The organism is Lentibacillus sediminis, assembly GCF_002763455.1.
Classification (GTDB): Bacteria; Bacillota; Bacilli; order Bacillales; family Amphibacillaceae; genus Lentibacillus_D; species Lentibacillus_D sediminis_A.
The window spans coordinates 218,135-233,109 of the sequence record NZ_NIXK01000002.1 but is presented as its reverse complement, the minus strand read 5'-3'; the positions used below and the strand labels follow the sequence as shown (position 1 = coordinate 233,109).

Sequence of the window (14,975 nt, the reverse complement as noted above, 5' to 3'; positions counted from 1 at the left end):
TCAGAAATTGTTCAAATAACCTTTAAGCGAATCAGGAAACATTTCCAATATGCCTCTGTTTCTTCCTGACGTACTGGGAAAAACAGGGGTAATTGCTTTTCTTCCAGGGTATCGTCTGTTATATAATATACGTATGGCATGAAGGATTACATGAGTCAGAAATTGCCAGGAATAAGGACTTCCCTTTATTAGTCAGGCGTTTTTCTGGTATGATACTGTCATGATTAAGGGGGAAGATGCGGATGAATTATCCGAACGGAAAGAGACCCCGGAAAGGCACCAGTTCACAGCCAGCCACACGGAACGGGTTTGGCAATCGGGGTATGACATTGGAAGATGACATAAATGCTACCAACCAATATTATTTGGACACGGATAAAGCAGTCATCCACAAAAAGCCGGTTCCGGTTCAGATTGTCAATGTTAATTATCCAAAACGCAGTGCTGCCGTGATTAACGAAGCTTACTTCAAACAGGCCTCCACGACAGATTACAATGGCCTTTACAGGAGCCGCTATATTGACTTTGAGGCTAAGGAAACAAGAAATAAAACTTCTTTTCCCCTGGCCAATATTCATGAACATCAGGTAAAACATATGGAGGCAATTGTCCGTCATGGCGGAATTTGTTTTTTAATTATCCGATTTGCCGTCCATCAGGAGACTTATTTTTTCCAGGCGGAGAAACTTTTTCCTTATTGGCACGACAAATTAAGAGGCGGAAAAAAGTCGGTTTCCTATCAGACAGTTAAAAATGAAGGATCGCTTATCCCCTTTGGTTATCAGGCCAGAGTAGATTATTTATCAATTATTGACAAGCTTTATTCATAGATCGGAGGACATAGAGTTATGGCAGAAAACAGCCAGTCTCGTACAGCAAGGAGAAAACAAAAGAAATCCGGAAAAAAACCAATATGGAAAAAAATCATCATGACTGGATTAATGATTTTCTTAATTTTAGGTGTAGTTGGCGGGGCGCTTGCAACATATTGGATAGCAACAGCACCGGAAATGGAGGCATCTAAGCTTTCCAGCCCGTTATCTTCAAAGGTACTGGATAAGGATGGAGAAGTATTTGCCACACTGGGGGAAGAGCAGCGCACCAGAGTTGAATTTGACGACCTTCCCCAAGTGCTGATTGATGCAGTAATTGCCACAGAGGATGCCCGTTTTTTCAGCCACCCGGGGATTGATATCAAAAGAATCGGCGGTGCCATTATTGCCAATATTACCGAAGGGTTTGGCTCAGAAGGCGCGAGTACTATTACCCAGCAGGTAGTGGAAAAGTCCTTTTTGCCTCCGGATAAAAAAATCAGCTTAAAAGTGCAGGAAATGTGGATGGCACTAAAACTGGAACGCAATTACTCAAAACAAGAAATCATGGAATTTTATTTGAACAAGATCTATTACGGTGCCGGTGCTTACGGGGTTGTCCAAGCTGCAGAAACTTATTTCGGCAAGACCCTGGATGAGCTGACCCTTCCGGAAGCGGCAATCCTGGCAGGTCTGCCGCAGCGTCCGTCCGGCTATAATCCGTTTGAGAATCCGGAATTGATGAAGGACCGGATGGAGACTGTGCTGTATTTGATGGTTCAACACGGAAAAATTTCACAGGAACAGGCAGATGAAGCGGCACAGGTGGATATTCCTTCCCTTTTAAATGAATCAGAACGGGATTCCACACCGTATGAAGCGTTCCTGCAGCAGGTAAGAGCAGAAGTGAGCGAAAAAGTAGACGGTGCGGATATTTATACAGACGGGCTGACGATCCATACAACGCTTGATACGGATGCACAGGAACATGTGGAATATCTCCTGTCGAACAGTGAAGACAACCCAATAGTCTATCCGAATGAAGAACTGCAGGCAGGCATGGTCGTCCTTGATTCCACTAATGGTGCCATACGGGCAATTGGTGGAGCGCGTGGCGGCCTGGAAAATGGTGGCTATAATTTTGCAACCGACGGCGGCCGGCAGCCAGGGTCTGCCATCAAACCGATTGTGGCTTACGGGCCTGCCGTGGAGTATCTGGACTGGTCTACCTATCATCAAATAAATGATAATGAGCCATACCAAATTGGCGACGGTCATGCCGTCAATAATTTCGATAACTCTTTCCATGGCTGGGTATCCATGCGGGAGGCATTGGCAATGTCCTATAATGTTCCCGCACTGAAAACCCTGGAAGAAGTCGGAACTGCCAATGCCCAGGAATTTTCCGAGAGTCTGGGTATTCCAATTAGTAACCAGATTGGAGAAGCAATCGGTGGAACAGAAACAACTGTTACCCCATTGCAGTTAGCGGGGGCATATCGTCCATTTGCCAATGAAGGGATTTATAACGATCCATATGCCGTAACAAAAGTGGAATTCGGTGACGGACGCACAATAGAACTGCAGCCTGAACCGGAAGCGGTGATGTCAGAAGCAACGGCGTACATGATTACCGACGTGCTGAAATCCGTGATGACAGAGGGAACCGGAACTTCTGCGAATATACCAGGACTGCCTGTTGCAGGGAAAACAGGAACAACCAACCTTCCAGGCGGCGGAGCACGGGATGCGTGGTTCAGCGGATATACGACCAATTATACGGTTTCCGTCTGGACGGGATATCCTACTGGAAGCGAGCCACTGGAAGATACAACGGTCGCCCGGCAGCTATTCCAAAACACGATGTCGCAAATTTCCCAGGGCATCGAAACAGCAGACTTTGAACGTCCTGACTCTGTTGTAGAGGTGCAGGTTGAAGAAGGCTCCCGTCCAGCTGCGTTGCCGAGTGAATATACACCGGAATCGCAGATCATTACAGAATTATTTAAACGCGGCACCGAGCCAACCGAGACTTCCGAAAGATATGATCAGCTGGATCCTGTCAGTGATCTTGCAGCCGAATATAACGAGTCATCCAATGCTATTGAAATATCATGGGGCTATGGAGCAGACGAAGATGTCTCCTTTGAAGTAAGTGCCAATGAAGACGGCGGTTCAATGCAAGGACTGTCCACTACGGAGGAAACATCACTGGAAATTTCCGATGTGACGCCAGGTACGGAGTATGAAATTCAAGTAGTAGCGGTGAGCAATGAAGATGAGTCGAGTACAAGTGAAGCAAGCACCGTCTCTGTAACTGTGCCGGAAGCGAACGAAGATGAAGAAGAGAACGAAGAAGCGGAAAATCAGGATGAAAATAATGAAGGTGAAAACGGAGAAGAAGAGCCTGCAAACATTGGCTCTGTCTCCGGCTTAACCGGAACGTATGTCGCCGAACAGGGGATAATCGATGTATCCTGGCAATATAACGGCCCTCCTGCTGCTTTCGAGGTGGAAGTAAATGGACAGACACAAACCGCCTCATCTAACGGTATAGAGATAGGCGGTGTACAGCCTGGCCAGAGCTACACGATTAATGTTACGCCAATCGGTCAGAATGGAGCGAACGAAGGAATCCGCGGGGATACACAAAGCACAGAAGTTTCCGTTCCAGAAGAAAATACAGATGATAGTGAGGAAAACGGAGGAAACGGAGGAAACGGAGATAACGGAGATAACGGAGATAACAATGATGATGGGAATAACAACGGTACCGGAAATGGCAGCGGAGATGGGAATAATGATGAAAACGGAAATAACAACGGAGATGAAAATAACGAAGGAAACGGAAATAACAATGGAGATGGAGGAAACAATTAGTAAAATAAGAAGATGAAAAAGAGCAATAAACTCATAAAAAAGATGTAAACCAGCCCGCTGGTTTACATCTTTTTTATACGCTTCTGCCCTTCCCTGCATAATTCAAGCAGCGGACATTCCGGACAGTTCGGGCTTCTTGCTTTGCAGTGATAGCGGCCGAAAAAGATCATCCGGTGATGCGTTTCGCTCCATTCATCTCTTGGCACTTTGCGCATCAGGGTTTCCTCTACTTCGATCACACTGTCTTTCCAGCGGGAGATAGCGAGCCGTTTGGAGACACGCTCCACATGGGTGTCAACTGCGATCGCTGGTTCATTAAAAGCAATGGAAGCAACCACATTTGCTGTCTTCCTCCCCACCCCGGCCAATTTGACCAACTCTTCTTTGCTTCGCGGTACTTCGCCGTCATACTCATCGATCAGCATCTGACACAGCTTCTGGATGTTTTTGGCTTTATTGCGGTACAGTCCGATCGAGCGGATATCATGCTGCAGTTCTTCCAGCGGGACTGCCAGATAATCCTCCGGCGTTTTGTATTTCTTAAACAGACCCGCGGTGACTTTATTGACGAGCGCATCCGTACATTGGGCGGACAAAAGGACCGCAATCACCAGTTCAAATGGGTTGGAATGGCGTAATTCGCCTTCCGCGTTGGGGAACATCTTTTTCATTTCATCAAGACAAAAGCGGATTTGCTTTTTATTCAGCATGACTACTCACTTCCCCCTTCAAGCCAGTTATAATAAAAGGAAGTATCGCGCTTTTGTTTCGTTTCCTGCTGGTTTCCCTGTCTTTTGTGAAAATGCTTGCTTGCTTCTCTGGCCTGTTCCACGGAATGGATTCCTTTCTTTTTCCACTCCCTGAGGATCCGGTCGATGTATTTAAAATTCAATTTGCCCATCAGCACCGACTCCCGCAAGCCGGCTTTAATCAGCGAAGGAGAAATCCTGTCCTCATCAAGCCAGACATTTACCGTTTCAATTTCAAACGGAGACAGTGGTCTGCCAAATTCCTGTTCAAATAAAAGAAAAATAGTCCCTTCCATATTCCCTTCCTCTGCAGGCGCTGGCCCGTACAACTTTTCCCAAAGCGGATTTAAGGAGTAGGCTTCACTGATTTTCTGCTGGCTGTTTTCTTGCTGTTCAATGGCCAGAAAGCTTTTTTGAATCAAGCTGCGCAGGATATTGGCGCATTCCTTTTCATTTATCGTCATCCCGGCAGAAATTTCATACGGTGTAGGGAAATCATTGTTCTGCTGAAGAAAACGGTGCAATTGCATAATAACCATCACTTCCTGCTCAGTCAGCCCCAGTGAAGCATAATTGCTGATGAGTTTCATCGGCACTGGCAGCTGGTCGAGCAGAACATGCTGAATCGGCACAGAATTCGTCATGGTACCACCTCATCTCTAGTATAGCATGGAAAATCCCTTGCAGTAATTGGCAAGGGATTTTCTTCTTTAACCTTTTTATGGATAAAGTCTGTTTAACAATCTTGGGAATGGAATGGTTTCCCTGACATGCTCCACACCTGCAATCCATGCTACGGTTCGCTCCAGGCCAAGTCCAAATCCGGAATGTGGCACACTGCCGTATTTCTGAAGTTCTAAATACCATTCATAAGCAGGTCCTGTGAGGCCGTGCTGTTCATACCTCTCCTGCATTAATTCCAGGTCGTCAATCCGCTGCGATCCGCCAATAATCTCCCCATAGCCTTCCGGTGCAATCAGATCGGCACAGAGCACCACATCTGATCGGTCTGGGTGAGGTTTCATATAAAATGCTTTAATTTCTTTTGGATAATTGGTGATAAACACAGGTTTATCATAGCTCTCCGCAATTGCCGTTTCATGCGGTGCACCGAAGTCCACTCCCCATTCTATATCGGTGAACCCTTTATCCCGAAGCAATTGAACGGCGTCGTCGTAAGAAATTCTTGGAAATGGCGCCTGCATCTTCTCCAGTTTGACAGTGTCTCGCTCGAGGGCTTCCAGTTCCAGCTTGCAATTCTCCAGTACCGCCTGTATCACAAAGCTTACATACTGTTCTTGAACTTCCAAGCTTTCTTCATGATCAAAAAAGGCCATTTCCGGCTCAATCATCCAGAATTCAATTAAATGTCTGCGTGTCTTTGATTTCTCCGCCCGGAAAGTCGGTCCAAAAGAAAATACTTTGCCGAAAGCCATAGCTGCGGCCTCCATGTATAATTGACCGCTCTGTGATAGATACGCTTCTTCATCAAAATACTGTGTATGAAATAATTCTGTTGTTCCTTCAGCCGATGACCCTGTAAGAATCGGCGGATCAATTTTCACATAGCCGTTGTCATTGAAAAACTGATAGGTTGCCCGAATAATCTCATTGCGGATTTTCATCACGGCATGCTGTTTTTTGGAACGAAGCCACAGATGACGGTGATCCATTAAAAATTCGGTTCCGTGTTCTTTTGGTGTGATAGGATAATCACTGGCTTCATGGATTAATTCCAGGTCTGTTACCTGCATCTCATAGCCAAACGGGGACCTTTTATCTTCTGCAATAGTACCAGTTATGTACATCGATGATTCCTGTGTCATATTTTTGGCCAGCTGAAAAACTTCTTCACTGACATCATTTTTAACCACGACACCTTGCATAAAACCTGTCCCGTCACGGAGCTGCAAAAAGGCGATCTTCCCGCTGGAACGTTTATTTGCAAGCCATGCACCGATTGTTACTTTTTCACCCGTATGTTCGGGTGCCTGCGAAATCGTTATTTTCACTGTATTTCCCTCCAAATTTAAGATTGATGACGGCTGACAAAGCGCTTGATTCGTTTGGCTGCTTCCTCCAATACATCGAGTGAAGCGGCATAAGAAAGACGCACATTGTCAGGGGCGCCGAACCCGGATCCTGGAATAAGAGCGACTTTTTCCTCTTCCAGCAGTTCTTTGGTCCAGTCATCTACATTGACAAATCCATTCATGAGAGCAGCCTCTTTTACGTTCGGGAATAAATAAAATGCTCCCTTTGGCTTAATACAGCTGATACCTGGAATATCAATGATCAGACCGTATAACTGATCAAGTCGTTCGGAAAACATTTTATTCATTTCCGCGGTTGCCGAACTCTCGCCCGCTTCATAAGCAGCTAATGCAGCAAACTGAGAAATCGATGTCGGGTTGGACGTCGAATGGGAAGCAAGGCTGGTCATTGCCTGAATTATTTTTTCCGGTCCTGCGGCATAGCCGATTCTCCATCCCGTCATAGCGTGGGATTTGGACACACCGTTAATAACAACAGTCCGGTCTTTTAATTTGCTGGAAATTGTTGCCATGGATACATGCTTATCTTCTGTGTAGATCAATTTCTCATATATTTCATCAGAAATAATCAGGATATCATGTTTTAGACAAGCGTCCCCAAGCTTTTCCAGTTCTTCTTTGCTGTACATCATGCCTGTCGGATTGCTTGGAGAATTGATAATCACTGCCTTGGTTTTAGCCGTTATTGCTTTCTCCAGTTCCTCAGGATTAATCTTAAATTCATTTTCCTCTCTGGCCTCGAGAATAACCGGTTTGCCGCCTGCCAGCTTTATCTGTTCCGGGTAGCTTACCCAGTAAGGAGCAGGGACAATTACCTCGTCCGCTTCGTTTAAAATTACCTGAAACAAGGTAAACAGCGCATGCTTGGCACCTGTAGTGACGATAATTTCTTTGTTGCTGTAATGCAGTCCGTTGTCGCGCTTAAATTTTTTGGCAATGGCATCAAGCAGCTCCGGTGTGCCGCCCGCAGACGTATATTTGGTTTTTCCGCTGTCCATTGCTTCTTTAGCAGCCTGTAAAATATAATCCGGTGTATTGAAGTCCGGTTCGCCCGCCCCGAGTCCGATCACATCATGACCCTGGCTTTTTAGTTCTTTTGCTTTTGCCGTAATCGCCAGTGTAGAAGATGGTGTTAATGTTTTTACCCGATTTGCTAATTCCATATTCTTGATCACCTTCCTTAATTAAACATTGAAGTAAAACGATACTTCTCATATTGTGCGCCGTCATAAATGGATAAATAATCAAATACATAGCGCCCTGATTCATCGATATAAGTCATTTCCCATAAGGCGTTTCCATCCGAGAGCGCAGGTATTACTTCGATGAGTTCACAATCTGAGCACTGCTCCTGCCATTGTAACTGAACCTGATTTTCCGGGATGATTTCACTCTTGTCAATGGTCGTCAGATTTTTTTCGTTTCCTGCCAAAGGATAAAATACAATTTTTTCTTCCCCTTCCCCATTAACTCCATGCACGACATGATAGGACTGTGCTCCATTAAACTGTTCGATTGCGGTAATTTCTGTCAGGGAAGTATTGGCTAAAAGCTGCTGTCTTGTCTCCTCATATCCGCTTACTTTGCTCTCTCTGATATCTTGATATAAATAAATGGCCAAAACAAGAAAAATCACGGACAAAAGCAGCAAAATGAGCAAACTCCATTTCAGCCATCCGGGAAATTTTCTGCCGGTAAACGCTCCATTTTTCATCATTGTCCTTTGATGTCCTTTCATCTGTTATGTCCGCTTGCAATTTATCTGCCTTTCCCTTTTTATCAGCTTCTGTATTTATCAATTTTTGTCAGTCATAAGATGCCGTTTCTGCTCAAATAATACAGGTAAGGTTGATATGAAATGAAGCACATGTACAGTATAACAAGCATTAGCATGAAAGTGTTTTGTTTTTAATTAATTCAACAAATTTTTTCCTGCCTATACCATTTATTGCTGTTACTGATGCTTGAAGGCCCCAAGCATCAGTATTTTTTTCTGGGCTGTTTTTCTTTAGACTGCGACGTAACTCCTGCCGCTCCGGAAATACCCTTCGCTTTCCGCGGGAAGCTGCCGAGCCCCCTTGTGCTGGCGCACTTCGGGGTCTCGCCTAGGCTTTTCTTCCCGCAGGAGTCTTCGGGTATTTCCTACGCTAGTAGTGTGCTTTTTAAGTTCAACAACAGCAAACTACTTGTTAATGGTTGATTAGAGCGGAGGGCAATCGACTCCTGCGGGAAAGCACGAGTCTAAACCTGAGCAGGAATCGGGGTTTCCATCAACTACGAAATAAATAAACAATAAAAATTAAGAATAGAGCCTTTACTTAAAACCATTCCTTCGCCTTTTGAATCAATTTATTCGTGGAATCGACCGTCGTTGGGACATCAGGAATCGATTCTGTAAAGAACTTCCCATACTTCGCTTTCGTCAGCCTGGCATCACAGACAAATACGATGCCTCGGTCACTGGTGGAGCGGATCAGCCGGCCGAAGCCCTGTTTAAATCGAATCACCGCATTTGGCAGGGACAATTCAAAAAAAGCATTCTTCCCCTGTTCTTTCATATGGCTGGATTTTGCTTCATATACCGGGTGATCGGGCGGCTGAAAGGGAAGACGAACAATCATTAGACAGGATAAATCCTCCCCGGGAATATCGACCCCTTCCCAAAAAGAACTCGTTCCCAGCAAAATCGCTTCATCAAACGTTTGAAAATTTTTCTTCAGTCTGGTTCTGCTCCCGCTTGATATCCCCTGGGCAATCAATACATATTTGTCGATATCGAGAGTTTCCTTTAACAAGTTGTGTGCCCTTTTCAGCATGTCGTAGGAGGTGAACAGCACAAGCATTCTTCCGGACGTGATCTCCGCCAGGGAAATAATCGCCTCACAGGTAGCATAAATAAACTCCTCCTGGCTGTCGTATTTGATATCGGGAAAGTCAGTCGGCACCATCAGCTGCACCTGCTCCTGATAGGAAAATGGTGAACGGATTTTTTCCGTCACGAGCCGATCGCCAGGGAGCCCAAGCCGATCCCGGATAAAGGAGAATGAATTCCTCATCGTAAGTGTAGCACTAGTTAAAACAACACTTTCTTTCACAGCAAAGAAATCAGCTGCCAGCAGTTCCGAAATATCCGTTGGCTCACTGTACAAGTATACGGCGTTTTTTGCTCCATAGGCTTCAATCTCAATCCATTTTACTTCTTTTGTCCGGTCTTCTTCCAGCAAAAACAACCGTTCCAGCTGATCAATGAATGTTTGCAGAATCTCCGTATTACGCCGGATCATATCTTTTTCCGTCTGCTGGAGCGTATCCTTCTTCTCCGCTTGAACCTCGGCGACCGACAGGACATGGATCATATCCCGCATGAAAAAGGTGGAGCGGGTAACCATCTCTTTAATCGGCCCCCACTTCTCGGTGGGTTCCTTTCCGTTTTCAAATCGGTATTGGGTTCTGCCGACATCGCTCAACGACTTATTGTACCGCTTTTGTTCGGCCACATACGTAAACAATGCCCGGAATAGATCGTCTAATTCATATCTCCCATCAATAAAAGCATCATCCCACTTTTCTGCCGGAAAGTCTTCCTCATGCAGTTCCGCACGCTCCAGCAGCTTGCTGAAGGATTTTCCTTCATCAGTGCTTCCAAGCTGGTTAAACACATACTGCATGTTGATATAATCCAGCTTCAGGCCATAATGGCGGGAGGCTGTTTCCTCCAGATGGTGTGCTTCATCAATGATTGCCCTGTCATAGCTTGGCAAAAACTGATAGTCGTTGAACATATCGGTACACAATAACGAATGATTGGTTATAATGATATCCGACTTCCTGGCTTTCTTGAGCGCTTTTTGATAATAGGATCTCCCAAACCAGGGTGAGCGGGGGTCTATATACCCTTCTGCATCTGTTGAAATGCGCTTGAAAAACAAGTATCCGCTTAAAGGCAGTTGAATCTCATCCTTATCGCCTGTTTCTGTTTCCGTAATCCAGACAAGCAGCTTTGCTTTTGTTAATACAATATCATAATTATCCTGCTGGGGCGAATCGAGTTCCTGCGCAAATTTCTCCAAGCTCAAGTAATGACTTTTCCCCTTCAGTAACGCTGCTTGAAAAGGAAAGTCAATCAATGTTCGGATGAGCGGAATTTCCTCTTCCAAGAGCTGTGATTGCAACTGGGTGGTGTATGTACTGATAACAATCCGCTTTCTGGTCCTTACTGCTTCATACACAGTCGGGATCAAATAGGCTAGCGATTTTCCTGTCCCGGTCTCTGCTTCAATCAAGGCATGCTCTTTGGATTGGAATGCATCATGGATCGTCTCAGACATTTCACGCTGTCCTTTTCGCTTTTCATAGTTGCTCATCCGCTTGGCCATGGACCCTTCCATCTCATAAATGCCATCGAGATAATCACCATATGATACGTTTACAGAAGAGGCCTCTGTCTCCAGCTGTTCGATTCGTTTGAACGCCAATCCGCTGTACGTATCGATGTCCTCTCTTTCCTCGGAAGAAAAAGCCAATGCCTGCTGCCTTTCTTCCAATAAGCTGTATACATCAGATTTGAACATTTTTTCCAGCCGGATCAGATGGGTAATCGTTTCATAAGGAAGAGAAGCAAGTTTTTCCTTCAGCTTCAGGAAAAGTTTTGCCGTTACATATGCATCAGATAAAGCCCGGTGCGGGTCCTCATGGGAAATACCCAGAAATTCTGCAAGCTGTCCCAATTTATAGCCGGGAGCCTGAGGATAAAGGATACGCGCCAGCTCTACCGTATCCAATACAGGATTATGCAGCTGGCTCCGCCCAGCATTTGCAAGCTCCACATTTAAAAATCCCAGGTCAAATGGAACATTATGGGCAATAAAATAGCTTTCGGCAAACAAGTCTTTGATTTCCCCCGCTTTTTGATGAAAATGAGGCGCCTCTGCCACATCATCATCCTGTATACCAGTCAAGTTGGCAATAAACGGAGGGATAGGCTTGCCGGGATGGAAAAACGATGCAAACTGGTCGGTTATCTGATCATTTGCAATTACTACGGCTCCGATTTCAATAATCCGGTCACCTTTTGTGGCGGTATGACCGGTCGTTTCCAGATCGATTACGACATATTTTTCCATATGGTCACCTCCTTTTTCACCGCAAGAAATAAATCAGTGTTTAGAGAAAATCGCTTCATCCTCAAGACCAGTCAATTTCTGCGGAATAGAATTTTTCCGTTTCGCCATTTTTATCTGTGGCAAGCAGTGCACCATCCTCCGCAATTCCAAGGAAGGTTCCTTTCCAATGATCACGCATTGTTTTTATTGAGATGGTCCGGCCAACTTTATAACCGTAGCTTTCCCATTTTTGTTTCACGTCACGAAAGCCTTTTTCCATATACAGGTCAAAAGCTTGCTCAAAGGTTGTCAGTATTTCCTGAATCAACGATTGAATCTGCCAATTTTTACCTGTTTCCAGTTTTAGCGACGATGCCCTTCCTTCCAGTTCTGCCGGAAGTTCGGCACTGGAGTGGTTAACATTTAATCCAATGCCAATGACCAGGTACTGAATTTGATCTTGCTCCGCCTGCATTTCTGTTAAAATCCCGGCTATTTTTTTGCCATTAAACAAAATATCGTTCGGCCATTTGATTTGCGGATTCTTCCCGGTATGCTTATGGAGCACATCGGCAAGCACCGTTGCTGTCATTAGTGTAAGCTGCGGAGCCAGCGATGGTGAAATTGATGGCCTTAAAATAATGCTCATCCATATGCCTTTGCCTTTTGCCGAATGCCAGGACCGGTCCATACGCCCCTTGCCCTTTGTCTGCTCATCGGCGATTACTACTGTGCCATGAACAGTGTTTTCCCGTGCTTTTTCATGGGCGATAAGCTGGGTGGAAGCAACCGTCTCTTTATGCAGAAGATTTTTGCCGATCCATGCTGTGTCAAGTCCCCATTGAAGGGTGTTCTCGCTCAGTTTGGCAGGTAAGCTGATAATGCGATACCCTTTTTTCGGTCTTGATTCTATTTTGTACCCATCCTTTTTCAATTCATTCATATGTTTCCAGACAGCATTGCGGGAAATATTTAGTTCGTTAGACAGCTGCTGTCCGGAAATATATGTATCTGGATAAGCATCCAGCAGTTTAATTAATCTGTTTCTGGTGGATTGCATTGGATCCATTCCTTTAACTCAAACGTCGTATTTTTCACCCTGCCGCGCACTACTTCTTCCTCAAGCTGCTGGATCAGGCGCTTAAGCCAGGGTCCTTTTTTAAAATCGGGAAAGATGGCCGCAATTTCGTGGCCTTTGATCGCCAAATCCCGTTTTGATTCAATTGGCAGTTTTGCTGCAAGCTCCTGCACTTGAGAAAGGTTCACTGTTTTCTCCAACTTCAAGTTATTGATTAAGTGAATGAAGCCGTAGAAATAGGCATTGTCAAGCCGGTACACAAGCCATTCGTCCAATCCATTCTCCATAAAATAACGGATGGCTTCCACTAATTGCTTTGCCTCCTGTCTCACTTTATTGGAACATTTCCAGGCACGGCTCCACCTTTCCACTGTCTGCCCAGGCTCCAGCAAGTGAAAAAGCGCTATTACCTCTCCAAAAGACGATAATGGCTGCAGTGAATCCGGGATCCTATGGATGATATGCGAAGCTTCTCTCAAAACCGGCAAGTAATAATACAGGCCGGTACGCTTGATATAAGCGATCCCGTCTCCAAGATAATTTCCGGCAAACAATTTGGCCATCTCATTGGCCAGCCGTTCCACAGCAAGGTGTTCGATTTCCTGTTTAACTTGTCTCATTGCTTCCAGTGTTTCCGGGTCAATGGAAAACCCTAGTTGGCTCACAAAGCGAACGGCACGGATGATGCGCAGTGGATCTTCCTGGAAACGCTGGCGTCCATCTCCGACTGTCCGGATGAGACGTCTGTCTAAATCCTCACGCCCGCCGAACAGATCAATTATTTTCCCGTCTTTGCCCATGGCAAATGCGTTGATCGTGAAATCCCGCCTTTTGAGATCTTCATCGATTTTATCTATGAATTCAACCGAATCCGGATGCCGCTGATCGGAATAAGTTCCATCCACACGGAAGGTAGTGACTTCATAAGACCCGTGATTATGCCGCACAATAACCGTGCCATGTTCAACTCCCACTGGGATCACCTTGGCGAAAATCTCTTGCACCATTTTTGGTGAGGCCGATGTAGCAATATCGATATCCCCGATCTGCCTTTTCAGCAGGAAATCGCGCACACAGCCACCTACAAAGTATGCCTTGTACTGATGGGCCTCTAATTGTTCCAGAATTGGCATCGCCTCCTGAAAATCCTTTCTAAGCAAATTAATCACCTTTTCCTCATGTGGAGTGATAGAGATCCAAGTACTGGCTGACAATTCGCTGGGAGTGAAATTGCTCACTGGCATGCTGTTTGGCATTTCGGGAAAATTGTTCAAGCAATGTTTCATCTTCCAGCAGTTTAACGGCATACGCTGCTGCAGTCTCTGTATCACCAAGATCGATGATAAAGCCGGTTTGGTCATGGGAAATCACTTCAGGAATTCCGCCGATGTTTGTTCCGATGCAAGGCACCTCGCAAGCCATTGCTTCCAAAAGCACCAGTCCGAAGCTCTCTTTTTCTGACATCAGCAATTTCAAGTCAGATATGGATAGGAGGTCACTTATATTCTTCTGTTTACCCAGAAACAGCACTCTATCCTGCAGCCCCAGATCATGAACGAGCTGCATCGTGTCCGAATACTCAGGCCCGTCGCCTATAAGCAAGAGCTTGCTGTCTACTTGTTTTTGTACCTTGTTAAAGGTACGAACCACATCACCGGTCCGCTTCACTTTACGGAAATTGGAAATATGAACAAGCACTTTTTCGTCTGGAGCAATGCCGTATTGCTGTTTCAACTCCGGCAAATCCTTTTTATAATACTCTTTTTCATTAACAAAATTATAAATAACGGAAATGTCTTTGTTCACATCCAGCATCCGCCTCGTCTGTTCCACCAGACTATGTGACACAGCAGTGACTGCATCTGACTGTTCAATGGCATGTTTGATCATTTTCTTAAAGGTATGGTCAATCCCGAGTACAGTAATATCCGTGCCGTGCAAAGTGGTAACGATTTTTACATCATGTTCGGCCATATCTTTTGCCAAAATCGCGCAGACAGCATGTGGCATGGCATAATGCACATGCAGAATATCCAGCTGTTCCTGGTCAATGACCTCGGCCATTTTTGTGGCAAGTGCCAGATCATATGGCGGATACTGGAAGACTGGATAGTGATTCAGCTCCACTTCATGATAATACACCTCCGGGTAGACCTTATTAAGCCGAAAAGGCAACCCTGAGGTAATAAAATGAATTTCATGCCCCCCCTCAGCAAGGAGCAGTCCGAGTTCTGTAGCAATCACACCAGAGCCGCCGACTGTTGGATAGCAGGTAATCCCGATTTTTTTCATAAAGACCT

At 45.3% G+C, this 14,975-nt stretch carries 11 protein-coding genes; 2 read left to right on the top strand and 9 right to left on the bottom strand.

All coding sequences use genetic code 11. The features are described 5' to 3' along the window. Window positions 1-242: 242 nt before the first annotated feature. The gene (recU, locus tag CEG13_RS05250; RefSeq protein WP_100010821.1) at window positions 243-830 is read left to right on the top strand and encodes a Holliday junction resolvase RecU; all 588 of its coding nucleotides are present in this window, start codon (window positions 243-245) and stop codon (window positions 828-830) included. Window positions 831-848: 18 nt separating this feature from the next. Beyond that, entirely contained in the window at window positions 849-3,692 is a 2,844-nt protein-coding gene (locus CEG13_RS05245) for a PBP1A family penicillin-binding protein (protein ID WP_100010820.1), read from the top strand. Window positions 3,693-3,754: 62 nt separating this feature from the next. Here the strand turns inward: CEG13_RS05245 and nth are convergent, their stop codons facing one another. The 9 genes from nth to bshA form a co-directional block, all read right to left on the bottom strand. Further along, on the bottom strand, window positions 3,755-4,402 hold the full coding sequence (nth, locus tag CEG13_RS05240) for an endonuclease III (protein WP_100010819.1): 648 nt from the start codon (window positions 4,400-4,402) through the stop codon (window positions 3,755-3,757). Window positions 4,403-4,404: 2 nt separating this feature from the next. Continuing rightward, on the bottom strand, window positions 4,405-5,085 hold the full coding sequence (locus CEG13_RS05235; protein ID WP_100010818.1) for a DnaD domain-containing protein: 681 nt from the start codon (window positions 5,083-5,085) through the stop codon (window positions 4,405-4,407). Between the two features lie 75 nt (window positions 5,086-5,160). Continuing rightward, window positions 5,161-6,453, bottom strand: a complete 1,293-nt coding sequence (gene asnS, locus CEG13_RS05230; RefSeq protein ID WP_100010817.1) for an asparagine--tRNA ligase — start codon at window positions 6,451-6,453, stop codon at window positions 5,161-5,163. A gap of 17 nt (window positions 6,454-6,470) precedes the next feature. Beyond that, a complete protein-coding gene (locus CEG13_RS05225; protein ID WP_100010816.1) occupies window positions 6,471-7,658 on the bottom strand; it encodes a pyridoxal phosphate-dependent aminotransferase in 1,188 nt (395 codons plus the stop codon). Window positions 7,659-7,675: 17 nt separating this feature from the next. After that, complete coding sequence (locus tag CEG13_RS05220) at window positions 7,676-8,233, bottom strand: cell wall elongation regulator TseB-like domain-containing protein (RefSeq protein WP_100010815.1); 558 nt, start codon at window positions 8,231-8,233, stop codon at window positions 7,676-7,678. 580 nt (window positions 8,234-8,813) lie between these two features. Beyond that, the gene (dinG, locus tag CEG13_RS05215) at window positions 8,814-11,618 is read right to left on the bottom strand and encodes an ATP-dependent DNA helicase DinG (RefSeq protein WP_100010814.1); all 2,805 of its coding nucleotides are present in this window, start codon (window positions 11,616-11,618) and stop codon (window positions 8,814-8,816) included. Between the two features lie 61 nt (window positions 11,619-11,679). Further along, window positions 11,680-12,657, bottom strand: a complete 978-nt coding sequence (locus CEG13_RS05210; protein ID WP_100010813.1) for a biotin--[acetyl-CoA-carboxylase] ligase — start codon at window positions 12,655-12,657, stop codon at window positions 11,680-11,682. Next, window positions 12,633-13,844 carry a CCA tRNA nucleotidyltransferase gene (locus CEG13_RS05205; RefSeq protein WP_239984577.1) on the bottom strand — a complete coding sequence of 404 codons (1,212 nt, stop codon included), beginning with the start codon at window positions 13,842-13,844 and terminating at the stop codon, window positions 12,633-12,635. Before CEG13_RS05205 ends, CEG13_RS05210 begins: the two co-directional genes overlap by 25 nt. 7 nt (window positions 13,845-13,851) lie before the next feature. Beyond that, window positions 13,852-14,967, bottom strand: a complete 1,116-nt coding sequence (bshA, locus tag CEG13_RS05200) for an N-acetyl-alpha-D-glucosaminyl L-malate synthase BshA (RefSeq protein ID WP_100010811.1) — start codon at window positions 14,965-14,967, stop codon at window positions 13,852-13,854. Window positions 14,968-14,975 lie beyond the last annotated feature (8 nt).

Excerpts from the sequence above, each read along its gene's own strand:
- nth (WP_100010819.1), bottom strand. The coding sequence starts at position 4,402 with ATGCTGAATAAAAAGCAAATCCGCTTTTGTCTTGATGAAATGAAAAAG.
- CEG13_RS05220 (WP_100010815.1), bottom strand. The coding sequence starts at position 8,233 with ATGAAAGGACATCAAAGGACAATGATGAAAAATGGAGCGTTTACCGGC.
- CEG13_RS05225 (WP_100010816.1), bottom strand. The coding sequence starts at position 7,658 with ATGGAATTAGCAAATCGGGTAAAAACATTAACACCATCTTCTACACTG.
- dinG (WP_100010814.1), bottom strand. The coding sequence starts at position 11,618 with ATGGAAAAATATGTCGTAATCGATCTGGAAACGACCGGTCATACCGCC.
- CEG13_RS05235 (WP_100010818.1), bottom strand. The coding sequence starts at position 5,085 with ATGACGAATTCTGTGCCGATTCAGCATGTTCTGCTCGACCAGCTGCCA.
- CEG13_RS05245 (WP_100010820.1), top strand. The coding sequence starts at position 849 with ATGGCAGAAAACAGCCAGTCTCGTACAGCAAGGAGAAAACAAAAGAAA.
- bshA (WP_100010811.1), bottom strand. The coding sequence starts at position 14,967 with ATGAAAAAAATCGGGATTACCTGCTATCCAACAGTCGGCGGCTCTGGT.
- recU (WP_100010821.1), top strand. The coding sequence starts at position 243 with ATGAATTATCCGAACGGAAAGAGACCCCGGAAAGGCACCAGTTCACAG.
- CEG13_RS05210 (WP_100010813.1), bottom strand. The coding sequence starts at position 12,657 with ATGCAATCCACCAGAAACAGATTAATTAAACTGCTGGATGCTTATCCA.